Origin of the sequence: Spirabiliibacterium mucosae, from assembly GCF_014884965.1 — a bacterium.
Classification (GTDB): domain Bacteria; phylum Pseudomonadota; class Gammaproteobacteria; order Enterobacterales; family Pasteurellaceae; genus Spirabiliibacterium; species Spirabiliibacterium mucosae.
This window is the reverse complement of record NZ_JABTBO010000027.1, coordinates 1-25,914: the sequence shown is the minus strand read 5'-3', so window position 1 is coordinate 25,914 and position 25,914 is coordinate 1. Positions and strand designations below refer to the sequence as shown.

The 25,914-nt window shown below is 52.7% G+C and carries 24 protein-coding genes and 1 pseudogene; 11 read left to right on the top strand and 14 right to left on the bottom strand.

Annotated features, from left to right (window positions below; genetic code table 11):
- Both HPC37_RS09365 and HPC37_RS09360 read left to right on the top strand, forming a co-directional pair.
- Nucleotides 1-671 (top strand): oligopeptide/dipeptide ABC transporter ATP-binding protein (locus tag HPC37_RS09365; protein ID WP_208122865.1); only part of this gene is annotated, 671 nt, incomplete at its 5' end.
- 2 nt (nucleotides 672-673) lie between these two features.
- Entirely contained in the window at nucleotides 674-1,498 is an 825-nt protein-coding gene (locus HPC37_RS09360) for a peptide ABC transporter ATP-binding protein (RefSeq protein WP_208122864.1), read from the top strand.
- Nucleotides 1,499-1,548: 50 nt separating this feature from the next.
- Here the strand turns inward: HPC37_RS09360 and HPC37_RS09355 are convergent, their stop codons facing one another.
- On the bottom strand, nucleotides 1,549-1,839 hold the full coding sequence (locus tag HPC37_RS09355; RefSeq protein ID WP_208122863.1) for a YfcZ/YiiS family protein: 291 nt from the start codon (nucleotides 1,837-1,839) through the stop codon (nucleotides 1,549-1,551).
- A gap of 241 nt (nucleotides 1,840-2,080) precedes the next feature.
- Between HPC37_RS09355 and HPC37_RS09350 the strand changes: the two genes are divergently transcribed.
- Nucleotides 2,081-3,445, top strand: coding sequence for a porin (locus HPC37_RS09350; RefSeq protein ID WP_208122862.1), 1,365 nt, complete (start codon nucleotides 2,081-2,083; stop codon nucleotides 3,443-3,445).
- 103 nt (nucleotides 3,446-3,548) lie between these two features.
- Here the strand turns inward: HPC37_RS09350 and pyk are convergent, their stop codons facing one another.
- Nucleotides 3,549-4,988: a pyruvate kinase gene (pyk, locus tag HPC37_RS09345; RefSeq protein ID WP_208122861.1), complete on the bottom strand. Its 1,440-nt coding sequence runs from the start codon at nucleotides 4,986-4,988 to the stop codon at nucleotides 3,549-3,551.
- 213 nt (nucleotides 4,989-5,201) lie between these two features.
- On the opposite strand from pyk, the gene sixA reads away from it, so the two are divergent.
- Entirely contained in the window at nucleotides 5,202-5,669 is a 468-nt protein-coding gene (sixA, locus tag HPC37_RS09340; RefSeq protein ID WP_208122860.1) for a phosphohistidine phosphatase SixA, read from the top strand.
- A 54-nt stretch (nucleotides 5,670-5,723) separates the two neighbouring features.
- On the opposite strand, the gene bacA is transcribed toward sixA, so the two are convergent.
- Nucleotides 5,724-6,527 carry an undecaprenyl-diphosphate phosphatase gene (gene bacA / locus HPC37_RS09335; RefSeq protein WP_208122859.1) on the bottom strand — a complete coding sequence of 268 codons (804 nt, stop codon included), beginning with the start codon at nucleotides 6,525-6,527 and terminating at the stop codon, nucleotides 5,724-5,726.
- A gap of 11 nt (nucleotides 6,528-6,538) precedes the next feature.
- On the bottom strand, nucleotides 6,539-7,510 hold the full coding sequence (gene epmA, locus HPC37_RS09330; RefSeq protein ID WP_208122858.1) for an elongation factor P--(R)-beta-lysine ligase: 972 nt from the start codon (nucleotides 7,508-7,510) through the stop codon (nucleotides 6,539-6,541).
- Between the two features lie 314 nt (nucleotides 7,511-7,824).
- Between epmA and frdA the strand changes: the two genes are divergently transcribed.
- Genes frdA through frdD form a run of 4 tightly spaced genes read left to right on the top strand, consistent with a single transcriptional unit; the run spans nucleotide 7,825 to nucleotide 11,117 of the window.
- Nucleotides 7,825-9,615, top strand: coding sequence for a fumarate reductase (quinol) flavoprotein subunit (frdA, locus tag HPC37_RS09325; protein WP_208122857.1), 1,791 nt, complete (start codon nucleotides 7,825-7,827; stop codon nucleotides 9,613-9,615).
- 3 nt (nucleotides 9,616-9,618) lie between these two features.
- Nucleotides 9,619-10,356, top strand: coding sequence for a succinate dehydrogenase/fumarate reductase iron-sulfur subunit (locus tag HPC37_RS09320; protein WP_208122856.1), 738 nt, complete (start codon nucleotides 9,619-9,621; stop codon nucleotides 10,354-10,356).
- Nucleotides 10,357-10,366: 10 nt separating this feature from the next.
- Nucleotides 10,367-10,765 (top strand): fumarate reductase subunit FrdC, encoded by a 399-nt coding sequence (gene frdC / locus HPC37_RS09315; RefSeq protein ID WP_208122855.1) that lies wholly within the window; start codon nucleotides 10,367-10,369, stop codon nucleotides 10,763-10,765.
- A gap of 10 nt (nucleotides 10,766-10,775) precedes the next feature.
- Complete coding sequence (frdD, locus tag HPC37_RS09310; RefSeq protein WP_208122854.1) at nucleotides 10,776-11,117, top strand: fumarate reductase subunit FrdD; 342 nt, start codon at nucleotides 10,776-10,778, stop codon at nucleotides 11,115-11,117.
- Nucleotides 11,118-11,166: 49 nt separating this feature from the next.
- Here the strand turns inward: frdD and modC are convergent, their stop codons facing one another.
- The 3 genes from modC to modA all read right to left on the bottom strand — a co-directional run bounded on the left by modC (nucleotide 11,167) and on the right by modA (nucleotide 13,773).
- Nucleotides 11,167-12,228, bottom strand: a complete 1,062-nt coding sequence (modC, locus tag HPC37_RS09305) for a molybdenum ABC transporter ATP-binding protein ModC (protein ID WP_208122853.1) — start codon at nucleotides 12,226-12,228, stop codon at nucleotides 11,167-11,169.
- Complete coding sequence (gene modB, locus HPC37_RS09300; RefSeq protein ID WP_208122852.1) at nucleotides 12,215-12,940, bottom strand: molybdate ABC transporter permease subunit; 726 nt, start codon at nucleotides 12,938-12,940, stop codon at nucleotides 12,215-12,217. Before modB ends, modC begins: the two co-directional genes overlap by 14 nt.
- Nucleotides 12,941-13,005: 65 nt before the next feature.
- Complete coding sequence (modA, locus tag HPC37_RS09295; RefSeq protein ID WP_208122851.1) at nucleotides 13,006-13,773, bottom strand: molybdate ABC transporter substrate-binding protein; 768 nt, start codon at nucleotides 13,771-13,773, stop codon at nucleotides 13,006-13,008.
- Between the two features lie 119 nt (nucleotides 13,774-13,892).
- On the opposite strand from modA, the gene HPC37_RS09290 reads away from it, so the two are divergent.
- A complete protein-coding gene (locus HPC37_RS09290; RefSeq protein WP_208122850.1) occupies nucleotides 13,893-14,666 on the top strand; it encodes a TOBE domain-containing protein in 774 nt (257 codons plus the stop codon).
- Here the strand turns inward: HPC37_RS09290 and HPC37_RS09285 are convergent.
- From HPC37_RS09285 to HPC37_RS09265, 5 genes are all read right to left on the bottom strand, one after another.
- Nucleotides 14,663-15,334, bottom strand: coding sequence for a prepilin peptidase (locus HPC37_RS09285; RefSeq protein ID WP_208122849.1), 672 nt, complete (start codon nucleotides 15,332-15,334; stop codon nucleotides 14,663-14,665). The two genes, HPC37_RS09290 and HPC37_RS09285, sit on opposite strands and share 4 nt — an antisense overlap.
- Nucleotides 15,331-15,696: a type II secretion system F family protein gene (locus HPC37_RS09280; protein WP_345790034.1), complete on the bottom strand. Its 366-nt coding sequence runs from the start codon at nucleotides 15,694-15,696 to the stop codon at nucleotides 15,331-15,333. Before HPC37_RS09280 ends, HPC37_RS09285 begins: the two co-directional genes overlap by 4 nt.
- A gap of 312 nt (nucleotides 15,697-16,008) precedes the next feature.
- The gene (locus tag HPC37_RS09275) at nucleotides 16,009-16,512 is read right to left on the bottom strand and encodes a type II secretion system F family protein (protein WP_208122847.1); all 504 of its coding nucleotides are present in this window, start codon (nucleotides 16,510-16,512) and stop codon (nucleotides 16,009-16,011) included.
- The gene (locus HPC37_RS09270) at nucleotides 16,505-17,875 is read right to left on the bottom strand and encodes a GspE/PulE family protein (protein WP_345790031.1); all 1,371 of its coding nucleotides are present in this window, start codon (nucleotides 17,873-17,875) and stop codon (nucleotides 16,505-16,507) included. The genes HPC37_RS09275 and HPC37_RS09270 overlap by 8 nt, the downstream gene beginning before the upstream one ends.
- Nucleotides 17,876-17,893: 18 nt before the next feature.
- Complete coding sequence (locus HPC37_RS09265) at nucleotides 17,894-18,346, bottom strand: pilin (protein WP_282435405.1); 453 nt, start codon at nucleotides 18,344-18,346, stop codon at nucleotides 17,894-17,896.
- A gap of 99 nt (nucleotides 18,347-18,445) precedes the next feature.
- Between HPC37_RS09265 and ampD the strand changes: the two genes are divergently transcribed.
- Together ampD and gyrA are read left to right on the top strand one after the other, a co-directional pair.
- Entirely contained in the window at nucleotides 18,446-19,048 is a 603-nt protein-coding gene (gene ampD, locus HPC37_RS09260; protein ID WP_208122846.1) for a 1,6-anhydro-N-acetylmuramyl-L-alanine amidase AmpD, read from the top strand.
- Nucleotides 19,049-19,124: 76 nt separating this feature from the next.
- On the top strand, nucleotides 19,125-21,785 hold the full coding sequence (gene gyrA, locus HPC37_RS09255; protein ID WP_208122845.1) for a DNA topoisomerase (ATP-hydrolyzing) subunit A: 2,661 nt from the start codon (nucleotides 19,125-19,127) through the stop codon (nucleotides 21,783-21,785).
- A gap of 40 nt (nucleotides 21,786-21,825) precedes the next feature.
- Here the strand turns inward: gyrA and HPC37_RS09250 are convergent, their stop codons facing one another.
- Both HPC37_RS09250 and acnB read right to left on the bottom strand, forming a co-directional pair.
- Entirely contained in the window at nucleotides 21,826-22,905 is a 1,080-nt protein-coding gene (locus HPC37_RS09250; RefSeq protein WP_208122844.1) for a metallophosphoesterase, read from the bottom strand.
- A 65-nt stretch (nucleotides 22,906-22,970) separates the two neighbouring features.
- A pseudogene (acnB, locus tag HPC37_RS09245) lies at nucleotides 22,971-25,576 on the bottom strand (bifunctional aconitate hydratase 2/2-methylisocitrate dehydratase).
- Between the last annotated feature and the right edge of the window lie 338 nt (nucleotides 25,577-25,914).

Here is a 25,914-nt window from a genome sequence, read left to right as displayed (position 1 = left end):
GGAAGCGCCGGCGCGTGGTGGAGCTGTTGCACCGCATCGGGATTAAAGATCACCAAGACATTATGCGCAGCTACCCGTTTGAAATCACCGAAGGTGAAGCGCAAAAGGTGATGATCGCCATGGCGGTGGTCAACCAGCCGCGGCTGTTGGTGGCCGATGAGCCAACCCATTCCCTTGAGGCCACCGCGCAGTTGCAGGTGTTCAAGTTGCTCTCTAGCATGAACCAAAATTTGAAAACCTCGATTTTGCTCACCAGCAATGACTTGAAAACCGTCAGCCAGTGGTGCAATCAATTCACGATTTTATACTGCGGGCAAACGGTGGAAAGCGGCAACCAAGAGGCCATTTTGCAGCGCCCACACCACCCTTACACCGTGGCACTGCTCAGTTCAATCCCTGATTTCAGCCAGCCGCTGCCATTAAAAAGCCGCTTGAATACGTTGCGCGGCACCATCCCGCTGTTAAGCAATTTGCCGATCGGCTGCCGCCTTGGCCCGAGGTGTTCGTATGCGCAAAAGCGCTGCATTCACAAGCCGCCAATGCGGCGGATTAAGCAGCACGAGTTTGCCTGCCATTTTCCGCTCAACTTTCGTGAGCGTGAGCACGAGCACGCGCCGGTGCAGTTCACGCCGCTGACGATCAACACCGACAAGCCGCTGGCGCAGGAGTAACCATGGACAAAAGCAAAACGCCCCCATTATTGTTGGTGGAAGATCTCAACAAAGCCTACCGCGACAACACCACGTTTTGGCGCACGGGGTATTTTTCGGCCGTGACCGACATCTCCTTTAGTTTAGAAAAAAGCAAAACGCTGGCAATTGTTGGCGAAAGTGGCTCGGGCAAATCCACCTTGGCAAAAATGATTGGCGGCGTGGTCGCGCCCGATTCAGGCAAGATTTTTTTCAAAGGCCGCGAGCTGCACTTTGGCGATTACCAAACGCGCTGCCGCCACATCCGCATGGTGTCGCAAGACCCAGACACCACGCTGATACCGCACTTGAACATCGGCCAAGTGTTGGAAACACCACTGCTGCTGACCACCAATTGGGATGAAGAACAGCGCAACCGCAAAATTTATCAAACCCTCTCGCTGGTGGGGCTCTACCCCGACCACACGTTAGCGCCCATTCACACCCTGTCGCAAAGCCAAAAGCAGCGCGTGGCACTGGCGCGCGCGGTGATTTTGGAGCCGGAGATTTTAATCCTCGACAGCGCCTTGGCCTCGATGGACACCTCGGTGAAAACGCAGCTGGTCAATTTGCTGCTTGAGCTGCAACAAAAACTGGGGATTTCTTATATTTATCTTGGCCAGCACATGGGCATTATTAAGCACATTGCTGACACCATGCTGGTGATGCAAGCCGGCCAAATGGTGGAATACGGCGCCACGCGCGATGTGCTGCGTGAGCCTGCCACCGCGGTGACACGGCGCTTTATTGAAAGCCACTTCGGCCATGGGTTGGATGACAGCGCTTGGGATGCGCCTTTTGATCGCTAAAAAGTAAAGTGCGGTCACACGCGGACCGCACTTTATATTTTTGGTGGAAATTAACGGGTGGAGAGTTGGAAAATCATGCACTCAGCTTGGCAGCTGAATTCAAATGTCGCTTTGAGTTGCGCGCCGCCGTCCACGTCAGTGATTTCACTGGTGATGTTAGCCGGTTCACTTTCCGCATCACGGGCTTTTTGAGTTAAATAGGCCAGTGCTTCTTCCGCTTGGGCTTTGTCGGCATACACTTGCTCAAAGTGCACTGAGCAGTCTTCGTTGTCGATGATGGTGCCCACGTCCACACAGCAGCACACTTTGCTTTCTTCTGCTTTACATCCTTTCTTGGTCATAACGAGTCCTTAATAGTGTTAATTAAAATTGCGTTCCATTTTATCACACTTCTGGCCAAAATCGGCTAATTTTGTTGCGCAAATGGTGTTATTTTATTAGTAAAGTGATGTGAATATCACATTTATAAACAAAAATCCGTAAAAAGGCTTGCCCTTCGCAAATCGCTTGTTTACAATCAACCGCACTTTTACTTCAAATCGGCGACATTGTCGTCAAACTCAATGCAATTTAGGACAAATTATGCTCAAATTAACTAAACTGACCCAAGCCATGTTAGGCGCCGCGTTGACGGTGTCCGCCTCCAGCGCGTTAGCGGCTGCCTTCCAACTCAGCGAAATTTCCACCTCTGGCCTTGGCCGTGCTTATGCCGGTGACGCTGCCGTGGCCGACAATGCCTCTGCATTGGCCACCAACCCTGCGTTGATGACCCAATTTCAACGCCCTGAATTCTCCCTCGGGGGTGTGTATGTGCGCCCTGATGTGAACCTTGAAGGTGTGATCGGTCAAGATGTGAATGGACAATTTGTGTCTGCGCCGAAAAATGCACGTAACAATGCTGATCATAGCGACATTGCTAAAGGTGCCATTATCCCAAATTTATATTATGTTCATCCTGTTAACCCAAATGTGATGTTTGGTGCTGGCATCAACGTTAACTACGGTTTGGCGACCGAGTTTGATGACCAATATAATGCTGGCTTTTTTGCGGGCAAAACAGACTTAACGGCGATCAACTTCAACCTCAGCACCGCGTTTCGCATTGACCGCCACTGGAGCTTAGGGGCAGGCTTTAACGCCGTTTATGCTGATGCTTTAATTGAACGCCATGCAGGTGTAGGCGCAGCTCGCTTAAATGCAGGCTATACGCAATTAGGTAAAAATGCCGCGATAACACCGAGTTCAACTGTGGCTCAACTAAAAGGAAAAGAATGGGGATTTGGTTATAATTTGGGTATCACCTACGAGTTTAATGAAAATAATCGTTTAGGTCTTGCCTATCACTCCCCTGTCGATATCGATTTTAATGGTGATTTTTCAAGTGATTTACCTGATCTTTCTCGATATCCAGATAGCATTAAATCACGTTTTCCATTGGGCACTGATGGCAAAACCATTCCTGGTCAGTTAACTTTGAAATTACCAGCCTATTGGGAACTCTCAGGCTGGCATAAGTTAACCGAAAAATTGGCCTTGAGTTATAGCTATAAATACACCCAATGGAGCCGCTTTAAAGAGCTGTATGCTTATGACGCAAATGGGCAAAAACTCTTTAAAAAGGCAGAAAACTTCAAAAATGCCAGCCGCTTTGCTGTGGGCGTAAGCTATGATGTTGACCCGAAACTCACCTTGCGCGGCGGTTTAGCCTACGACCAAAGCCCAGTGCAAGACGGTTACTATTCTATCTCCATTCCAGATGCTGACCGCACTTGGATTTCTATTGGTGCAACCTATCGCTTCACACCAAACTTGAGCGTGGATGCAGGCTATGCTCACTTGATTGCTAAAGATAATACTTTCGTTGAGAAAGAAGGCAGTGTTGCAGCGAAATACTCTTCAAAATCCACCGCCGATCTCTTTGGCTTGGCGCTGAATTACCGCTTCTAACCCAAAGTGCGGTGACACAAAACCCTGCCAATGGCAGGGTTTTATTTTTATGGCAATAAAAAAGCTATCACCGTGGTGATAGCTTTTGTGTGTAACCTTGCGATTATTCCACCACTAAGGTGCGGCAGGTGTTGGTGTTGCCTTCGGCCAGTTCGTCGCCTTGGGTCAACAATACTAAATCGCCTGAGACCAAATAGCCTTTGTCTTTGAGCAGCGCGATGGCACTTTTCGCGCCTTCTACAGTGCGGCTGACTTCTTCACAGAACACAGGGGTCACACCACGGTAGAGGCTGCACAAATTAAGCGCGTCTTGGTTGCGAGAAAGGGCAAAGATTGGCAAGCCAGAGCTGATGCGCGACATCAAAAGTGCGGTGCGGCCAGAGCTGGTCATCGCGATCAACGCGCGCACGCCTTCAAGGTGGTTGGCGGCATACATCGCTGAAAGCGCTACAGACTCTTCAATGTTGTTGAAGGTCATGTCGATACGGTGGCGTGAAACGTTGATGCTTGGCATTTTTTCAGCACCTAAACACACTTTCGCCATCGCGGCGACGGTTTCTGCCGGGTATTGGCCGGCGGCTGTTTCCGCGGAGAGCATCACCGCATCGGTGCCGTCAAGCACGGCGTTGGCCACGTCCATGACTTCCGCGCGGGTTGGCATTGGGTTGCTGATCATCGATTCCATCATTTGAGTGGCGGTGATGACCACGCGGTTTAAGCGGCGTGAGCGGCGGATCAGTTTTTTCTGCACACCCACTAGCTCAGGGTCACCAATTTCCACCCCAAGGTCACCACGGGCAACCATGATCACATCGGATGCGAGAATGATATCGTCCATCGCCTCAACGGTGGCCACGGCTTCAGCGCGCTCGACTTTAGCAACGATTTTGGCGTTAAGGCCGGCTTCTTTCGCCAATTGGCGCGCGTAGTGCAAATCAGCACCGTTGCGCGGGAAAGACACCGCCAAATAATCCACGCCAATTTTCGCCGCGGTGATGATGTCCGCTTTGTCTTTTGGGGTTAATGCGTCAGCGGATAGGCCACCACCGAGTTTGTTGATGCCTTTGTTATTAGACAGCGGGCCACCTACGGTCACTTCGGTGAAAACTTTGTTGCCTTCAGTGCTGAGCACTTTCAGTTGCACGCGGCCGTCGTCGAGCAACAAAATGTCGCCTGGCACCACGTCTTTTGGTAATTCTTTATAGTCTAATCCAACCGCACTTTGGTTGCCTTCGCCTTTTGGTAAGTCGGCATCAAGGGTGAATTTATCCCCAATGTTTAAGAAAATTTTGCCGTCTTTGAAGGTAGACACACGGATTTTCGGCCCTTGCAAGTCGCCAAGAATAGCCACTTGTTTGCCTAATTTTTTCGCCACCGCGCGCACTTGCTCTGCGCGTTGCATGTGATCTTCTGGCGTGCCGTGGGAAAAGTTCATTCGCACTACATTGGCCCCAGCCGCAATAATCTTCTCAAGATTATTGTCACGGTCAGTCGCCGGCCCCATAGTACAAACAATTTTTGTTCTTCTTAGTCTTCTCGACATCCTTATACCCCTAAAAATGGTTAATTTGCTAAATGACACCCGTGCCTGAGCACGCGAATATTCTAAAATTCTTGCTATTATACGCTGATTTTAAAATTAGATCGAGATCACAAACTGAGAAATTTGTCCCGCTTGCGGGCGCGATTGTTCCCAAAACAACATCAAGATGTGCGATCATAATGAAAACAATCAGGCAAAACCAAGGAGGCTACTATGCGAATTTTTATCATGCGCCACGGCGAAGCGGAAATTATGGCGGCCTCGGATGCACAACGCAACCTCACGCCTTATGGCCAAAAGCAGGCCGTTGAGCAAGGCCTGTGGCTCAGTGAGGCGGCCAATCACATCGACAAAGTGCTCATCAGCCCTTATTACCGCGCGATGCAAACCTACGACAAGCTCGCTGGCGCCACCCAAACTGCTCTGCCGAGTGAAGTGGAAACGTGGGATGCGCTCACCCCGTATGGCAACACCTCGCTGGTGATTGATTATTTACAAACGCTGCACAACGACGGGGTGAAAAACGTGTTGATTGTTTCTCACCTGCCGTTTGTGGAGGATTTGGTGACCGCACTTTGCGATTGCCCGCAGCAAGTGGGCTTTAGCACCGCCACCATTGCAGAAATTGAATGGGACGGCAACGCGGGGGAATTTATTTGCAGCAACCGCGCCAATATTTAAGCCATCAAAGTGCGGTTTGACCGCACTTTGCCTTTTGCGCTAATGTCATTTGCCCTAGTGTAAAAAGACGAAATACAACGCGATCGCCACCACGAAGCGGTAGATCGCAAATGGGATGAAGGTGATGTGAGTGATGAGGTTCAAAAACACCTTAATCGCCAGCATCGCCACCACAAACGCCACCACAAAACCGACAGCAAACATCGGGATATCCGCGCTGGTTAAAAAGCTCAAGCTTTTATAGAGATCCAACACCGTCGCGCCCATCATCATCGGTACGGCAAGAATAAAGGAATACTCCGCCGCCGCTTGACGCCCAACACCCATCAACAAGCCGCCTGAAATGGTCGCCCCAGAGCGAGAAAAACCAGGGGAAAGCGCCAAACATTGGAACAAACCAATGGCAAAGGCTTGTTTGTAGGAGATTTGATCTACCGTGTGGGCGCGCACTTGCGGGCGGAATTTTTCGGCTATAATCAGCAAAATGCCGCCGACAATCAGCGAGAAAATCACATTTTGGATGGTAAACCACGATTTAATTGTGTGGTGAAACGCCAAGCCCAGCACCACGGCTGGGATCATGCCCAAAATAATGTGGGTTAGGCGCAACTGGGCGTGGTCAGGCGCAGGCGGCTTGCCAAAGTGGATGCCAATCAGGCCAAACATTTTGCGCCAAAACACCACCACCACGGCCAAAATGGAGCCGAGTTGGATAATCACCTCAAAGGTCGCCGCCTTTTCACCCGTGAAATTTAAAAAATAACCCGCGATAATCATATGCCCTGTGGACGACACCGGCAAAAACTCGGTCAAGCCTTCCACAATCCCTAAAATGGCGGCAATCAATAATTCAGACATGCTCACTCCCGTTACGCATTTTCAATATTAAACGTCAGCACGTTGCGAATCTCTTTTTCGCCCAGTGCAATCATCAACAAGCGATCCACCCCCAGCGCCACGCCCGAGCATTGCGGCATACCGTTGCGCAAGGCGGAGATAAAGCGCTGGTCAATCGCACGCTGCGGCAGGCCCAAGGCGCCGCGCTGCTTGTTGTCGCGCTCGAAGCGTTGGATTTGCTCTTGCGCATCGGTCAGCTCATTAAAGCCGTTGGCCAGCTCCAAGCCTTTGAAATAAAACTCAAAACGCTCGGCCACGCGGTGGTCCTCTGAGCTGATTTGCGCCAACGCCGCCTGGGTGGTTGGGAAGTGGTACACCGCCGCTGGGCACTCCAGGCCAATTTTCGGCTCCACCAAGGCGGTGAAGAGAAATTGCAACAAGCCGTCGCGGCTTTGATTTTCGGCGTCCATCAGGCCATGCTCTTGCGCTTTTTTCACCAAGTGCGGTTTTTCCGCCGAGAGCGGGTCGAGCCCGACACATTCTTGGAAGATAAACTGATAGCTAAAGCTCTCGGCTGGCTTGCAGTCTAAAATTTGCTGGAGCAAATCGTCCACCTCGTTGATTAAGCGGAACATATCAAAGTGCGGTCGATACCACTCCAGCATGGTAAATTCGGGGTTGTGGTGCGCGCCGCTTTCTTCATTGCGGAACACTTTGCTGATTTGGAAAATCGGGCCACTGCCGGCAGCGAGCAAGCGCTTCATATGGTACTCTGGGCTGGTGGCGAGATAGAGCATTTTGTCGCCGTCGGCAAAAGGTGCGGTGTAGCGGCTTTCAAACACGCTCAAATGCACGTCGGTGACGGCATATTCGCTCAAAATCGGTGTTTCCACCTCCAGCAAACCGCGATCGGTGAAAAAGCTGCGCAAATCGGCGAGCAATTTTGCCCGCGCGAGGATGTTTTTCATCGGCGCGCTGGGCTGCCATTGTTGTTGTAAAATCATATCAACCTGCTTTGTGTCAAATTGTGGGCATTCTAGCGATTATTCACAAAACACTCAATGGCTTTTGCGCACAACCGCACTTTGCCCTTTTGGCGGGTGCGATTTAATACCATACTATTTAAGTAAGTTATTATCCCATCACGCTTTTTTGAGTTAGATCACGAAATGAAACCTTTTTGGCGCGATTTGGTAAAAGTATTAATTTGTTACTAAAAGGTGGCAAAATGACTTCAATCAAATCGAGTTATCTTAACGATTGTTACTTTTGTATTTTAAATCATTACTTTTTACTCACATTTTGCGTGGAGGATATCGTGCAAACCGTTAATGTCGATATTGCAATTGTTGGTGCGGGCGGGGGCGGCTTGCGTGCTGCCATCGCGGCTGCTGAAGCAAACCCTAACCTTAAAATTGCATTAATTTCAAAAGTTTACCCAATGCGTAGCCACACCGTGGCCGCTGAGGGCGGTGCCGCGGCTGTGATTAAATCTGAAGACAGCTACGACAAACACTTTCACGACACCGTTGCTGGTGGTGACTGGTTGTGTGAACAAGATGTTGTGGAATATTTTGTTGAGCACTCGCCAATTGAAATGACCCAACTTGAACGCTGGGGCTGCCCTTGGAGCCGCCGTCAAGACGGTGAAGTGAACGTGCGCCGCTTCGGTGGGATGAAAATTGAGCGCACTTGGTTCGCCGCCGATAAAACCGGCTTCCACTTGTTGCACACCTTGTTCCAAACCTCTATCCAATTCCCGCAAATCATTCGCTATGACGAGCACTTTGTGCTGGATATTTTAACCGACGACGGCCATGCCCGCGGCGTGGTGGCGATGAACATGATGGAAGGCACTTTGGTGCAAATCAACGCTAATGCGGTGGTGATTGCAACTGGTGGTGGCTGCCGTGCGTTCCGCTTTAACACCAATGGTGGCATCGTGACCGGTGACGGCTTGTCAATGGCTTATCGCCACGGCGTGCCGTTGCGCGATATGGAATTTGTGCAATACCACCCAACTGGCTTGCCAAACACCGGCATTTTGATGACTGAAGGCTGCCGTGGTGAAGGTGGTATTTTGGTCAACAAAGACGGCTATCGCTACTTGCAAGACTACGGCCTCGGCCCTGAAACCCCAATTGGCAAACCTGAAAACAAATACATGGAACTCGGCCCGCGTGACAAAGTCTCCCAAGCTTTCTGGCAAGAGTGGCGCAAAGGCAACACACTGAAAACCGCCAAAGGCGTGGATGTGGTGCACCTTGACCTTCGCCACCTTGGTGAAAAATACTTGCACGAACGTCTGCCGTTTATCTGTGAATTAGCAAAAGCCTACGAAGGGGTGGATCCGGCCAAAGCGCCAATCCCTGTGCGCCCTGTTGTGCACTACACCATGGGCGGTATCGAGGTGGATCAACAATCTGAGACCCGCATTAAAGGCTTGTTTGCCGTGGGTGAATGTGCCTCTTCAGGCTTGCATGGCGCCAACCGTTTAGGTTCTAACTCCCTGGCAGAACTTGTGGTGCTCGGTAAAGTGGCCGGTGAAAACGCCGCCAAACGTGCAGCGGAAAGCAGCCAAGCCAACAGCGCGGCGATCGACGCTCAAGCGCGTGATGTGGTCGGCCGCCTCAATGCTCTCTTAGAGCAAGAAGGTAACGAAAGCTGGTCACACATTCGTGATGAAATGGGTGATGCGATGGAAGAAGGCTGTGGTATCTACCGCACCGAAGAGTCTATGCAAAAAACCGTGGACAAAATTGCCGAGCTCAAAGAGCGCTTTAAGAAAATCCGCATTGCGGACCGCTCAAGCGTGTTCAACACTGATGTGCTCTACACCATTGAATTGGGTACCATTTTGGATGTGGCGCAATCTATTTCCTCGTCTGCCATTGCGCGTAAAGAATCCCGTGGTGCTCACCAACGCTTAGACTTCACTGAGCGTGATGATGTCAACTACCTCAAACATACGCTTGCCTACTACAACGCAGACGGCGCACCAACCATCGAATACAGCGATGTGAAGATCACCAAATCGCAACCTGCGAAACGGGTCTACGGTGCGGAAGCAGAAGCCGCTGAAAAAGCAGCCAAGGCAAACAAGGAGTAAACCATGGGTCAAGCAAATAAAATCATGAAAGTCGAAGTTCTGCGCTACAACCCAGAAGTCGATAACGAACCTTATTTGAAAGCCTACGATGTGCCTTATGACGATCAAACCTCGCTGCTTGACGCCTTAGGCTACATCAAAGACAAACTCGAGCCTGAGCTTTCTTATCGCTGGTCTTGCCGGATGGCGATTTGTGGCTCATGCGGCATGATGGTTAACAACCGCCCAAGCTTGGCGTGTAAAACCTTCTTGCGTGATTACAGCGGCTTTATGCGCATTGAGCCGTTGGCCAACTTCCCAATTGAGCGCGATTTGGTGGTGGATTTGAGCCACTTTATCGAAAGTTTGGAATCCATCAAGCCGTATATCATCGGCAACCAAACCCCGCCTGGGCAACGCGCAAAACAAACCCCAGCACAGTTGGAAAAATACCGCACTTTCTCTATGTGCATCAACTGTGGGCTTTGTTATGCCGCCTGCCCTCAATTTGGCTTGAACCCAGAGTTTGTCGGCCCTGCGGTGTTGACACTCGCCAACCGTTACAACCTTGATAACCGCGACCACGGCAAAGCCGAGCGGATGAAAATTATCAACGGTAAAAACGGGGTGTGGAGCTGTACTTTTGTGGGCTTTTGCTCTGAAGTCTGCCCTAAACACGTCGACCCAGCGGCTGCGGTCAACCAAGGCAAAGTCGAGTCTTCCAAAGACTATGTTATCGCAATGCTGAAACCGCAAAAGTAAGGAGGGCTGCATGAATACAACAACATCGAAACGGAAAAAATATGTCCGCGAAGTGAAACCCACTTGGTGGAAAAAACTGGATTTTTACAAATTCTACATGGTGCGTGAAGCCACCGCCTTGCCAACCATTTGGTTTTGCATTGTGCTGCTCTACGGCTTTATTTGCCTCGGCAACGGCACCTTCACCACTGACTTTGTGGGCTTTTTGAAAAATCCTTTGGTGATTATCCTCAACGTGATCACCCTCGCCGGTGTGGTGTTCAACACCGTGACTTGGTTTGGCTTAACACCAAAAGCGTTAAACCTGATCTACAAGAATGAACGCGTGCCACAAGTGTGGATCCGCATGTTGATGTGGGCCATCACATTGGTGGTGTCACTGATTACGCTTGTTCTTGTGTATATTTAAGGAGGATACGATGAATCAATCACCAAAACGTTCCAATGAGCCAGTGGTATGGTTACTCTTTGGCACCGGCGGCACCGTCAGCGCCATCGTGTTCCCTGTGTTGGCACTGATTTTGCTCTTTTTGTATCCGCTTGGCTTAGTCAGCCCTGAAAACATGGTGGCTTTTGCCCACAGTTTTTTAGGCAAACTGATTTTGCTGGTGGTGGCGATTTTCCCAATGTGGTGTGGCATGCACCGCATCCACCACGGCTTGCACGATTTCAAAGTGCACTTGCCAGCCAGCGGGGTGATCTTCTACGGCTTAGCCGCACTTTATACTGTGATCACCTTCTTTGCGGTCATCAACATCTAACCGCCAACAACAAAAACCCTTGGCATGGCCAAGGGTTTTTATTCTCTGATTAGCGAATCACGCTGACACTTTTCACTTGCGCATAAAGTCGCTGGCCGACGCGCAAATCGAGCTCCGCCAACGCCCACGGTGAAATCAGCGCGCTGAAGGTCAAACCCTCGGCGTTGAGTGTGACGTCAATTTCATGGCTGTTGTGCGTTTCAATCGCGCTGACTTGGCAGGCTAACCCATTGCGTACAGAGCTGTTTTTCGCCGGCGCCAAGGAAAGCGTGACATCACTTGCATAAATGCACACGCGCACCGCCTCGCCGACTTTTTTATCGACTTGCGTAATCCACAACTGCTGGCCGGCAAAGTCAAGTGCGGTCATCGGGAATTGCTGATGGTGCAACAACACCGGCAGGCTGAAAACCGCACTTTGCTTGGTTTCGTTCTTCCACGGCAAAAAGTGCTCACTTTGCCAAATGGATTCCAAACTGTCATAGGCCAGCACTTTGCCGTTATCCATCAAAATCACCTGTTGCGCCAAACGCAAAAGCTCTTCCAGGCTGTGGCTGACGTACAAAATCGGGATTTCAATCTCTTTGGTTAAGCGGTCAAGGTAGTCGAGCAGCTCTTGCTTGCGTGGCAAATCGAGCGCGGCCAGCGGCTCGTCCATCAGCAACAAATCCGGCTGGGTGAACAGCGCGCGGCCAATCGCCACCCGTTGTTTCTCCCCGCCTGACAGCGTGAGCGGATAGCGATTAAGCAGCGCCTCAATGCCAAGCAGCGAGACAATTTCATCAAAGTTTTGCACTTGGCGCTTGTTCATGCCGTAGTGCAAATTGCCACGCACCGTGTAATGCGGGAACAGCCGCGCGTCTTGAAACACATAACCAACTTTGCGCCGCTCAGGCGGCAGGTAAACACCGCGGCGCTTGTCCAGGAGCGTTTTGCCGTTGAGCAAAATGTAACCTTCATCCGGCTTGGTCAAGCCACTGACTAAGTTAATCAGTGACGATTTACCACTGCCTGAAAGCCCAAAAAGTGCGGTCACGCCACGGTTAGGTACTTGCACATCAACATCGAGCGCCATGGCGCCGAGTTGTTTTTTTACATTAATTTCCAGCATCGCGTTGTCCTAATTTGTATTTTGCTTTGCGCGCCAGCCATTCGGATAAAATCAACGAAATCAAGGCGATAATAATCGCAATCACACACAGCCGCGCCGCCGCACTTTCCATCCCGGGTGTTTCAATCAGTGAATACATCGCCAATGGGATGGTTTGCGTTTCGCCAATAATGTTAGACACAAAGGTGATGGTGGCACCAAACTCACCGAGCGAGCGGGCAAAGCCGAGCACGACGCCGGCCAAAATGCCGGAAAACGACAGCGGCAACGTTACCGAGAAAAACACCCGCCACGGGCTGGCACCGAGTGTGCGTGCGGCCTGCTCGAGTTTCGGGTCCACGTTTTCCAACGCCAAGCGAATGGAGCGCACCACCAGCGGGAAGGCCACCACCGCCGAGGCCACCACCGCCCCGCGCCAACTAAAGGCAAAGGTCAGGCCAAACCATTGGTATAAATACTGCCCAATCACGCCGTTGCGCCCAAGGCCGACTAATAATAAATAGCCAATCACCACCGGTGGCAACACCAGCGGCAAGTGAATGATGCCGTTGAGCAAATTTTTGCCTGGGAATTCATAGCGCGCGAGAAGCCAAGCGAGGAATATCGCCAGTGGCAAGCTGCACAGCATCGCCAACAGCGCCACACGCAAGCTGAGCTTGACCGCGGAGAGTTCAACAGGAGAGAGGGTGAAATACGAAATGAAAGCGTCCAAGAGTACCGCCTTTTAGATAAAAATAAAGTGCGGTCAGACCGCACTTTGATCACAATAATGGGTGATTATTTAACGCTGAAACCGTATTTGGTTAAGGTTTCTTTACCTTTTTCAGAACCTAAGTAGTTCATGAAATCTTGCGCGGTTTTGCTGTCGTGATCTTTGACAATCGCCGCTGGGTATTCAATCGCGTTGTAGGCACTTTGTGGGAAGGTGCCAACCACTTGCACTTTGTCACTTTCTGCCGCGTCGGTGGCATAAACGATACCCAATGGGGATTCACCACGTTCAACCAAAGCAAGGGCAGCGCGCACGTTAGCAGCACGGGCTAATTTGCTTTCCACTTTGCCCCACATGTCAAGGTTGGTCAATGCAGTTTTGGCATAGTTACCTGCTGGCACGTGGTCTGGGTCACCCACGGCTAGGAAGCGCTCGCCGAGGTAGTTAACCCATTGGGGTTTTGCTGGGTCAAATTTCACGTCACCGGCGGATTTTGGCGCGATTAACACCAAGGTGTTGCCCGCGATGGTTTTGCGTGAATCTTTGATGATTTTGTCGTTTTCTTCTAAGAAGTTCATCCATTTTTGGTTAGCGGACACAAAGATGTCTGCTGGTGCGCCTTCGTTGATTTGGCGTGCCACAACCGAAGATGAAGCAAATGAGAACACCACATCAGCGTCTTTGTTGTCTTTTTTGAATTGCTCACCGATGTCTTGCAACACGTTAGTCATTGAAGCGGCAGCAAAAACGGTTAACTTCTCTTGTGCAAGGCCAGGCAATGCCACGGCTAATGCACTTAACACGAGTAGTGTTTTTTTGATATTTTTTAACATAGATACCTCTAATGTGAATGGAAAACGTTATGTAAACCTCTATATAATGATATAAAAATAAGCCTATGGCAAGGCGGATTTTTATTTTAGAATAATAACAACGAGTTTAAGGGGGGCGCATGGCCGACAACGCAATTGAAATTGATTTAAGCATTAAACTGCAACAACAGATTTTTGTAGACCCGCGGCGCATTGCTTTGCTGAAAAATATCGATGCCTGCGGCTCGATTTCGCAAGCGGCAAAGCAGGTGAACATCAGCTACAAAACCGCGTGGGACAGCCTCAATGCGATGGAAGCGGTCAGCCCCAAACCGCTGCTACTGCGCAACTCGGGCGGCAAAGAAGGCGGCGGCACGCAATTGACCGATTACGCCAAGCGCGTGCTCAAGCTCTACACGTTGCTCGAGCAATCGCAACAGCGCGCCTTTAGCATTTTGCAAGACGAATCCATCCCGCTCACCAGCCTGCTGGCCGCCACCGCGCGCTTTGGATTGCAAAGCAGCGCGCGCAATCAGCTTTTTGGCCAGGTGGTGAACATTGAAATGCACAACCTCAAGTGCAACGTCAGTTTGAAAGTCATTGGTTTTGAGCAACCGATTGTTGCCAGCATCACCCAAGCCAGCCGCCAGCGGCTGAATATTCACCTCGGGCAAGAGCTATTAATGATGTTCAAAGCGCCGTGGATCACCCTCTCACGTACCCGCGATGACGCGCTCAACACCTTCCAAGGGCAGGTGAAAAGCGTCACCACCTTGCAAGACACACAAGAGGTGCTGCTCGCAGTAAACCGCTTGGTGCTATGCGCGTCGCGGTTGGGAAGCGAGCCGTTTGAAGAGGGCGAGCCGATTTATTTCACCATTGACCCAGAAAAAATCATTTTACTTGCGCTTTAATAACAACTGACTATCGCAAACCCCGCCACCAGCCCAGGCGCGAACGGCAGGGTTTGCACCCGCCGCTCTTGGCGCCACATCACAAGCCCGGCCACCAGGAGCGTCAACACACTCGCCCACAATAATAAATGCGGTATTTCAGCACTGGGCGTGAAGCAGGCCAAGGCACAGAGCAAATAGCAATCCCCCTCACCAAAGGCGCAGCGTTGATAAACCCACTGGCTCACAGAGGTGATCACCACACTCAGCACCAGCGCCAACAGCACGCTCTCGCATAATTCCGCCGCGGTCAGCCCAAGGCCAAAGCGCACTTTAAGTAGCCCGATGATCCCTAGCAGCACGCAATGCTGTGATGACAGCAGCTGATAGCGCCAGTCTGTCAGCACAATGTGCGCCAGCAACCAAAGTGCGGTGACATTGAGGGCATAATCCAGCCCCGGCGCACTGCGCCACTGGCACACCACGCTGGCCAGTATACCGAAGGCGAGATAAAGCGCCCAGTGCCAGCGCGGGAAGGGCGCGAGCAAACTTTCAGCGCGCAGCGTGAACGTGGCGTCTAACGCGTGGAACTCGGCTTGCAAAGTGCGGTTGACACTGTGCGGGAAGCACGCTAACGCGTAGCGCAGCCCAAGGCCGGCGGCTGCGCCAATCAAAAGTGCGGTCATCATCCGAGCATCGCCCCCATGTTGAAAATCGGCAAATAGAGCCCCAGCATCACGCCGCCTATCATCACGCCGATGACGAGCATCAGCAGGGGCTCAAGCAGTTGTGCGAGCAAATCCAGCTTGTGATCCAGCGCGCGGCGGTGGCTTTCGCTCATTTGCGCGAGGATAAACGCCAGCGCATTGCTTTGCTCGGCAATGTGGAGCATGCCCAGCTCTTGTTGAGAAAACAGCTGGCTGCCAACACTTTGCGAAAAGCGATACCCTTGGGCGAGCAGCTGCTGGCAGTGTTGCAGCGCGCGCTGTTGCACCGCGTTGCTTTTTGCTTGGCTAAAATATCCACCGCCTGCACCAGTGTTAAGCCAGATTTCAACATCAAACTTAAATTTTCACTGAGCTGCAGTGTTGCCTGCGCGCGCATCATCGCGCCCAACACGGGCAGCTTGAGGTACAGCGCATCGCGCCATGCCTGCGCCCGCGTTGAGTGGCGCAGCTGCCATTTAACCAGCGCAACCACGCCAGCGAAGCCTGCCAGCAACCCCACGCCATGGCTTTGCGCCAGTTGCGAGAGATTTAACAACCACAAGGTAAAGTGCGGTAGGTTTTGGCGTTTTGTTGATACATTTGGGCAAACACGGGCACCACAAAAAGCAGCAACAACAGCGCCAACACCAATGAAATCACCAGCACCAAGGTGGGTAAAAGGCAATTTTTTGCAGCTTTTGACGCAGCGCCATGCGGGCATTTTTGGCCTCGGCAATGCGGGAGAGCATTTGTGCCAACTCCCCTGTTTGCTCGCCAATGGCGATAAGCTCACGCTCTTGCGCGCTGAAGACTTTCTCGTGCTGCGCCAAGGCTTGCGAAAAGCTAAAGCCCAGCTCGAGCTTTTGCAAAATCGCCTCCAGCCAAGCAAACAGCGCTTTGTGCGTGGTGTTTTGGTGAATCAGCTCAATGGCGTGTTTAATCGGCACTTTCGCCTGCGCCAAGGTGGCCAGCTGCTGGCAAAATTGCAGCACGTCGGCGGCCTTCAAGCCACGTGGCAAGCGCCAATTGCGCTGCAATGTCACCTCAAACACACCCGCGTCCGCCAAGCGCAATTGCGCCTGCGCTTTGCTTGTGGCGAGGATCACGCCCTTTTGCACCACGCCAAGGCTGGTTTGCCCCTGCCAGTGAAACTCAATCATGCCCTGCCCCCAGCACGCGCGTGAGCTCTTGCACATCGGTGATGCCCTCGCGCACCTTCACCTGCGCGCTGGCATGCAAGGTGGCGAAATCGAGCAGGTAGTCGCCCTCCTCTCGTGTGAGGAATTGATACACTCCAACGCGCCCTTGATAGCCTTGATGGCAACGATCACAGCCACCGTCACACTGGCAACGCCGGCGCAGCAAGCGCTGGGCAATCACCAGCAACAGGCTTGAGTCAATCTCATGGCGGGCAATGCCCAGCTGGGTGAGCCGCTCAATTGCGGAGCGGGCATCATTGGTGTGCAAGGTCGAGAGCACCAAGTGCCCTGTTTGCGCGGCGCGCAGTGCCATTTTGGCGCTGGCTTCATCACGGATTTCACCGAGCATAATAATGTCTGGGTCTTGGCGCAAAAAGGTGCGCAGCAGTTGGTCAAACGTTAGCCCAATAGCCGGGTTGACTTGCGTTTGCACAATGCCCTCAAGGGTGATTTCAACTGGGTCTTCAGCGGTTAAAATGTGCTTTTCAGGGCTGTTGAGGGCAGAAAGTGCGCTGTAAAGCGTGATGCTTTTGCCGCTGCCGGTGGGGCCGGTGACCAAAATCAGCCCTTGCGGCTGGCCCAGCGCGTGTTGCAACGCGCGCGCTTGCGCGGCGTTCATCCCCAAGGTGGTGAAATCCAACGCCACTGGCTCATTGTGCTGCAAGCGCAGCACCGCCTTTTCCCCTTGATGAGTGGGCATCACAGACAGGCGGAAATCAAGCTTGTCGTTATAACGGGTGGTGAAGTGAAACGCGCCGTCTTGCGGCAAGCGCGTTTCGTTGATATCCAAGCCTGCGAGCAACTTCAGCCGAGACAGCACTCGAGGCGCCAGCGTAGGTGCAATGCGCTGGGCTACGCGCAGCACGCCGTCGACCCGAAACCGCACTTTGAGCCCCGTGCTTGCAGGCTCCAGGTGCAAATCGCAGGCGTGTTGCTTAAGTGCTTGCTCAAATAAGCCTTCTAGCAGTGCAATCACAGGCTCATCGTCGGCCTCCTCGCGCGCTTGTTCGGGCGCACGTTGATAAAGCTGCTGGCTGTAATCCTGCTGATGATCGCCACGATCGCTTAAGGCTTTCAGCGCCTCGCTAAGTTGCGCTTTGGCCAGCTGCACAGGCTCAACAATTTTGTGACGCAAAAAGGCGAACACCTCGCAGGCGTTGAGGTTATCCAAGCTTTCCACGCCCAAATAGAGGTGGCTGTCGGTTTCTTTCAAGGGCAGCGCGAAATAGCGCATCAGCACCGCGCGCTCTTGCTTGTTTTGCGCCCACAGCGCGGGTGAAATGGCAAAGTCGCCGTCTTGCACACTGGTGATACGATAACTCACGCGCCCTCCTTGCCGCCGTTAACTGGCGTTACAAAAGCCTGCTGGGAAGAGTGAAACATCGTCACCCGCGCAGCGCACAGACCAGGAAACTTCACCGCTGTCGGATTTGCTTGGCGTCATGGTGTAGCTGTAACCCTCCAATGCGGCTTTGCCTTCGACGGTGATCACCCCTGATGCGGTGGTGATGCTTTTGGTGTATTTCACCGTGTTATCTGAGCTGTAATCTTTGTTTTGCCCCACGCCATTGGCCTGCGCGTTGCATTGGCTGGCCTCGAGGTTGTATAAGCACAGCTCCACATCACTGCGATAGGGGCTGGCCGCTTGCAGCATTTCAGACAGCGCCGCCTTTTTGGTGTAGTTTTGATACGCCGGCACCGCAATAGTTGCGAGCACCGCAATAATGGAGATAACAATCATCAGTTCAATCAAGGTGAAGCCGCGCTTAGCGCGCATTTTGAGTGTTTTTTGCATACAGTTTCCTTATCTTGGTTGAGATCAATCGAAATTGATTGACCCCAACACCATGACAAAGCACAATAAATGCTTCCACAACCTCAACGGGCTTTTAGGATGACGATCGCAAAATTCCCCCACACACCTGCCCACATTCGCCACGGCTGGTTAGAAAACGTCCGCCGCGTGGCTTCACCGCACTTTGATGCGCGTGAAGATAAAAACGACATCAGCCTGCTGGTGATTCACTACATCAGCCTGCCGCCGGAGGAATTTGGCGGGGCGTTTATTGATGACTTTTTCCAAGGCAAGCTTGCGCGTGATGCGCACCCCTATTTTGCGGAAATTGCCGATATGCGTGTCTCAGCCCATTGTTTGATCAACCGCGAAGGGGAAATCACACAATACGTCAACTTTCATGATCGCGCCTGGCACGCGGGCGCATCGTGCTTTCAAGGGCGGGAGAAATGCAATGATTACGCCATCGGCATTGAGCTCGAAGGCTCGAATAATCAGCCCTTCACCACCGCGCAATACGCCACCTTAAGCCAGCTGACCGCACTTTTGCAGCGCACCTACCCTGCCATTACCGACGATCGCATCGTAGGCCACTGCGACATTGCCCCTGAGCGCAAAATTGACCCTGGGCGCTATTTTGATTGGCCACGCTTTCGCCAAATGCTCTCTCAGGCAAAAGCCGAAGGCGGCAATCTCACGTGATGATTTCCACGTGTTTTAACCGCACTTTTGTGCTATAATCTCGCTAATTTTTGGCAGTCCTATGTGGGAAGTTTCAATGAGTGAATTTGCAAAAGATATAACCCCTGTAAACATCGAAGAGGAGATGAAATCCTCTTATCTTGACTATGCAATGTCGGTGATTGTGGGGCGTGCGTTGCCCGACGTGCGCGACGGCCTCAAGCCGGTGCACCGCCGCGTGCTTTACGCCATGGGTGTGGGCGGGAATGATTATAACAAACCCTATCGCAAATCTGCTCGTATTGTCGGGGATGTGATCGGTAAATACCACCCGCACGGCGACAGCGCTGTCTACGACACCTTGGTGCGCATGGCGCAACCGTTTTCACTGCGCTACCCGTTAGTCGACGGCCAAGGTAACTTCGGCTCGATTGATGGCGACTCAGCCGCGGCCATGCGTTATACCGAAGCACGCATGAGCAAAATTGCCCACGCGCTGCTCGCCGACCTGGATAAAGAAACGGTCGATTTTGTGCCGAACTACGACGGCTCTGAGCAAATCCCTGATGTGTTGCCCACCCGTGTGCCCGCACTTTTAGTCAATGGCTCCAGCGGGATTGCGGTGGGGATGGCGACCAACATTCCACCGCATAATTTAGGTGAGGTAATTAGCGGCTGCTTGGCTTATATTGATGATGACCAAATCACCATTGATGAGCTAATGACCCACATCCCAGGGCCAGATTTCCCAACTGCGGCCATCATTAACGGGCGCAAAGGGATTGAAGATGCCTACAAAACCGGCCGTGGCAAAATTTATGTGCGCGCCAAAGCCGAGGTGGAAACCGACAGCAAAGGGCGTGAAACCATCATCGTGCATGAAATCCCGTATCAGGTAAACAAAGCGCGCTTGATTGAGAAAATCGCCGAACTGGTGAAAGACAAAAAAGTTGACGGCATCAGTGGCTTGCGTGATGAGTCCGACAAAGACGGCATGCGCATTGTGATTGAAATCAAGCGTGATGCGGTGGGTGAAGTGGTGCTCAATAACCTCTACTCTCTCACCCAATTGCAAGTGACTTTTGGCATCAACATTGTGGCACTGCACCACGGCCAGCCGAAATTGCTCAATTTGAAAGAGTTGATTGAAGCCTTTGTGCTCCACCGCCGTGAAGTAGTGACTCGCCGCACCGTGTATGAACTGCGCAAAGCGCGCGAACGCGCCCATATTTTGGAAGGCTTGGCAATTGCGCTGGCCAACATTGACCCAGTGATTGAGCTGATTCGCAAAGCGCCAACCCCGCAAGAGGCCAAAACCGCACTTTTAGCCCAACCGTGGGAGCTGGGCAACGTGCGCGCGATGTTGGAAGCCGCTGGCGTGAATGCGGCACGCCCTGAAGATTTGCCTGAGCAATACGGCATTCGCGACAACCAATATTATTTGACCGAAGCGCAAGCACAGGCGATTTTGGATTTGCGGTTGCAAAAACTCACCGGCCTTGAGCACGACAAATTATTAGACGAATACAAAGCGCTGCTTGACACCATTGGCGAGTTGCTGAAAATCCTCAACAGCCCAGCGCGTTTGATGGAAGTGATCCGCGAAGAGTTGGAAGAGATCAAAACCCAATTCAACGACAAACGCCGCACCGAAATCACCGCCAGCTCAGCTGACATCAATTTAGAAGATTTGATTGCGCAAGAAGATGTGGTGGTCACGCTCTCCCACGAGGGCTACGTGAAATATCAGCCACTGTCGGACTACGAGGCGCAACGCCGCGGCGGCAAGGGCAAATCCGCCACCAAAATGAAAGAAGAAGATTTCATCGAGCGCTTGCTGGTGGCCAATACCCACGACACCATTTTGTGCTTCTCCAGCCGTGGCCGGCTCTATTGGCTGCGGGTGTTCCAGCTGCCGCAAGCCAGCCGTGGCGCGCGTGGCCGCCCGATTGTCAACATTTTGCCGCTGCAGCAAGACGAGCGCATCACCGCGATTTTGCCAGTGGGTGAATACGAAGAGAATAAATTTGTCTTTATGGCCACCGCCAGCGGGACAGTTAAGAAAACCGCACTGACCGAATTCAGCCGCCCGCGTGCCAGTGGCTTGATTGCCATTAACTTGCGCGACAACGACGAGCTGATTGGCGTGGATATCACTGACGGTGAAAACGAGATTATGCTCTTCTCTTCTCAAGGGCGCGTGGTGCGCTTCCACGAAGAGGCGGTGCGCGCCATGGGCCGCACAGCAACAGGTGTACGCGGCATTAAACTGGTGCTCACCAACGACATTAGCGATGACGAGTCTGACAATGACGATGGCAGCGATGATAACACCGAGCTCGATCTCAACATCGATAAAGTCGTCTCCCTCGTGGTGCCGAAAAACGACGGCGCGATTTTGACCGCCACCGAAAACGGCTACGGCAAACGCACCGTTCTAGCGGAATACCCAGCTAAATCCCGCAACACCAAAGGGGTGATTTCCATCAAAGTCAGCGAGCGCAACGGCAAAGTGGTTGCCGCCGTGCAGGTGGAAGAGGCAGACCAAATCATGCTGATCACCGATGCCGGCACTTTGGTACGCACTCGCGTGAGTGAAGTGAGCACCGTGGGGCGCAACACTCAAGGCGTGCGCTTAATCCGCACCATTGAGGGCGAAAACGTAGTCAGCCTTGAGCGCATTTGCGATTTGGACGAAGACGACGATGCAGAGCCTGAAAGTGCGGTTGAACCTGCCACCACAAGCGGCGAAGCATAATCACCACCAGTTGTGAAAAATGCACCCGCGGGTGCATTTTTTATGGATTGATGTCGATGATCATCACCTCGGATTGCGAGCCGATGCGAAACGGAATGCCCCATAAGCCATAGCCCGAGGTGACAAAAAAGTGGCGATTGTTCAGCGCTAAATAGCCGTGATCCAGCGTATAAATCAGCTTGGTGATGAGATTAGCCGGGAACACTTGCCCTTTGTGAGTGTGGCCGGAGACTTGCATATCCAACGCCAGCTTGGCGTTTTCATCAACTTCATCTGGGCGATGGTCCAGCAAAATGCGCAATTTGCCGTCCTCGGGCAATTGCGCGAGCAACGTTTGCGTGGCTGGCCGCACTTTGGAGAGGCGGTCATTGCGCCCAATGAGGTAAAAGCGGTTATCCACCAGCGTGCTGGTGTCTGTCAGCACCGTGATGCCAGCGCCCTCCACCGCGCGGGTGATGGCTTGCTGGCCGTTGAAATCATGGTTGCCTAAGGTGGCGAACACGCCCAGCGGCGCGCGGATTTTGGCTAAGTGCGGTTGCATATTTTCAGCCTCAAACACCTCGGTGTTGTCGTCCATCAAATCCCCAGGCATGAGCACCACATCGCTCTTCTCTGCCGCCAAAATCTCAGCGAGTTTATCCAGCTGCGCGTTGCCGAAAATTTTGCCCAAGTGCAAATCAGCAATCAGCGCTACGCGCAGGCTGCCTTGCAGCTTGTCGGTGGTGAACGCATAGTGGCGCACCACAGGGGTGTAGGCGTTATACAGCCCCAAGCCGATTACGCCCGCCATCGCCAGCGGCGCAACCACGCGCACTGCGCTACCAACCGCACGTTGATGGCGCACAAGTTTAAGCACCAAAGCACAAAGTGCGGTGATGATGGCAGCATACACCAGCACAAACAGCATGCTCGCGCTGGTGCGAAACAGTGGCACAGTGCGGGTGGCCGTGAGCAGCAAAATGGCATTCGGCACCAGCCAAAAGCCCCACTTGAGCCAACGCTCAGCGCGCGCACTCAGCCATGGGCGCAAATACCACGCCACACCGCGGCTGACCGCCCAAATCAACAATTGGGCAAAAATTAAGACCGCAATAAAAATGATCAAATATCGTGCTGGCATAACACTCCTTAAAAAAATCCCCCGAAAACGGGGGATTATAACGAATTTTAACGCAAATCACCAAATCACACGGAGGTTTGGAAAATCACCTCATCGGCTTTTTTGGTGAACTGCTCGATTTGGTCAAAGTTCATGTAGCGGTAGGTGTCGTCTTTGTCGTCTTGCAATGAGGCGACATACTCCAAATACTCCTCAGGGCTTGGCAGGCGGCCCAATAGTGCCGCCACCGCGGCCAGCTCGGCGGAGGCGAGGTAGACATTCGCGCCTTGGCCCAAGCGGTTCGGGAAGTTGCGAGTGGAGGTCGACACCACGGTGGATTTTGGCGCCACGCGCGCTTGGTTGCCCATGCACAGCGAGCAGCCTGGCATTTCCATGCGGGCACCGCTCTTGCCAAAGATGCTGTAATAACCCTCGTCGCTGAGCAAGGTGGCGTCCATTTTGGTTGGCGGTGCCACCCACAAGCGGGTTGGGATCACATCTTTAAACTTGCTGAGCAATTTGCCCGCCGCGCGGAAGTGGCCGATGTTGGTCATGCACGAGCCGATAAACACCTCATCGATTTTATCGCCAGCCACATCTGAGAGTTTGCGCGCATCATCTGGGTCGTTCGGTGCACACAAAATTGGCTCTTTGATCTCATCCATGTTGATCTCAATCACCGCGGCGTATTCGGCGTCTGGGTCGGCTTGCATTAATTCAGGGTTTTCAAGCCAGGCTTGCATCGCCTTCACGCGGCGCTCAAGGGTGCGCGCGTCGCCATAGCCCTCAGCAATCATCCACTTCAACAGCGTGATGTTGGAGTTGAGGTATTCAATAATCGGCTCTTTGTCGAGCTTAATGGTACAGGCCGCGGCGCTGCGCTCAGCGGAGGCATCCGAGAGCTCAAAGGCTTGCTCAATTTTCAAGTGCTCAAGGCCTTCAATTTCCAAAATGCGGCCAGAGAAAATGTTCTTTTTGCCCTTTTTCTCCACCGTCAACAGCCCTTGTTGAATGGCGTAATACGGAATCGCGTGCACCAAATCGCGCAGCGTGATGCCAGGCTGCATGGTGCCTGAAAAACGCACCAGCACCGACTCTGGCATATCCAGCGGCATCACGCCTGTGGCGGCGGCAAAGGCCACCAAGCCCGAACCTGCCGGGAAGGAGATGCCAATTGGGAAGCGGGTGTGAGAGTCCCCACCCGTGCCGACGGTGTCTGGCAGCAGCATGCGGTTGAGCCATGAGTGGATAATGCCATCCCCTGGGCGCAGCGACACCCCGCCGCGGTTCATGATGAAATCCGGCAAGGTGTGGTGGGTGTTGACATCCACCGGTTTTGGGTACGCCGCGGTGTGGCAGAACGATTGCATCACCAAATCGGCTGAAAAGCCCAAGCAAGCGAGATCTTTGAGCTCATCGCGGGTCATTGGGCCGGTGGTGTCTTGCGAGCCAACGGAGGTCATGCGCGGTTCGCAATATTGCCCAGGGCGAATGCCCGCCACGCCGCAGGCCTTGCCCACCAGTTTTTGCGCCAAGGTGAAGCCTTTGTCGCTTTGCTCGGTGCAACGCGGTTTGGCGAACACATCACTTTCGCCCAAGCCCAGCGCCATGCGCGCTTTGTGGGTCAACCCACGGCCGATAATCAGCGGGATCCGCCCGCCAGCGCGCACTTCATCAAGCAGCACTGGGTTTTCAGCTCAAACTCGGCCAGCACCTCGTCGCTGTCGTGCTTGCAGATTTTGCCTTGATACGGATAGATGTCGATCACATCACCCATCTCTAAATTCGACACGTCCACTTCCACCGGCAGGGCGCCAGCATCTTCCAAGGTGTTGAAGAAAATCGGCGCAATTTTGCCGCCAAGCACCACGCCGCCGGCGCGTTTGTTTGGCACGTGCGGGATGTCTTCACCCATCAGCCACAGCACGGAGTTGGTCGCCGATTTGCGTGAGGAGCCGGTACCGACCACATCGCCCACATAGGCCAGCGGATAGCCCTTTTCTTTCAGCGCGGCGATTTGTTTCATCGGGCCGATTTCGCCGTCCACATCCGGCTCAATGCCATCGCGGCTGTTTTTCAGCATCGCTAAGGCGTGCAGCGGGATGTCTGGGCGCGACCACGCATCTTGCGCAGGCGAAAGGTCATCGGTGTTGGTTTCGCCCGTGACTTTAAACACGGTGACGGTGATTTTGTCGTCCAATTTCGGGCGGTCTAAAAACCATTGGGCATCCGCCCAGGATTGTAAAATGGCTTTGGCGTGCTCGTTGCCGGCGTTGGCCTTTTCTTCCACATCATGGAAGCTGTCGAACATCAGCAAGGTTTTCGACAGCGCTTTGGCTGCCAGTGGCGCGAGTTTATCGTTGTCTAAGGCGTTGATCATCGGTTCGATGTTGTAGCCACCTTGCATGGTGCCGAGGATTTCAATGGCTTTTTCAGGGCTGATTAAAGGCGAGGTGGCATCCCCTGCCACGAGGGCGGAGAGGAAGGAGGCTTTGACGTAAGCCGCTTCGTCAACGCCGGCCGGTACGCGGTTTTCGAAGAGGTCAAGTAGGAAGTCTTCTTCGCCTTTTGTCGGTTGTTTGAGCAGTTCAACCAGTTGTGCGGTTTGTTCGGCGTTGAGTGGTTCGGGCACGATGCCTTGTTGTTGGCGTTGTTGCGCTTGGGTTCGGTAGTTTTGTAGAAAATCTGACATTGTCCACCTCGTTGAGTTGAGTATATTCGTTGGTGAGATTGTAGCATATTTTTGTTATGAAATTGTTGCATTAGGGGTGGGTTTATTTCATTTTTTAGGCCTAGATCATGTTTTTGGCGGTGGTTGGGGGTTTTGGCGACCGCACTTTGGGTTTGTTCAGCATTTTGAGCAGGCGCTCGGCGCTTTCTTTCATAACTCCGTCATGATTATCGCAGTTCCGCCTGCGGCGGCTTAGGGGCGTTGTTTGTCGCAAGCCCCTAAGAACCCAACGCACCCACGGTTCGCCGCTGGTCGTGCTGCACTCCGTGGTTATTTAACCGTTCGAATTTTTAACTTGT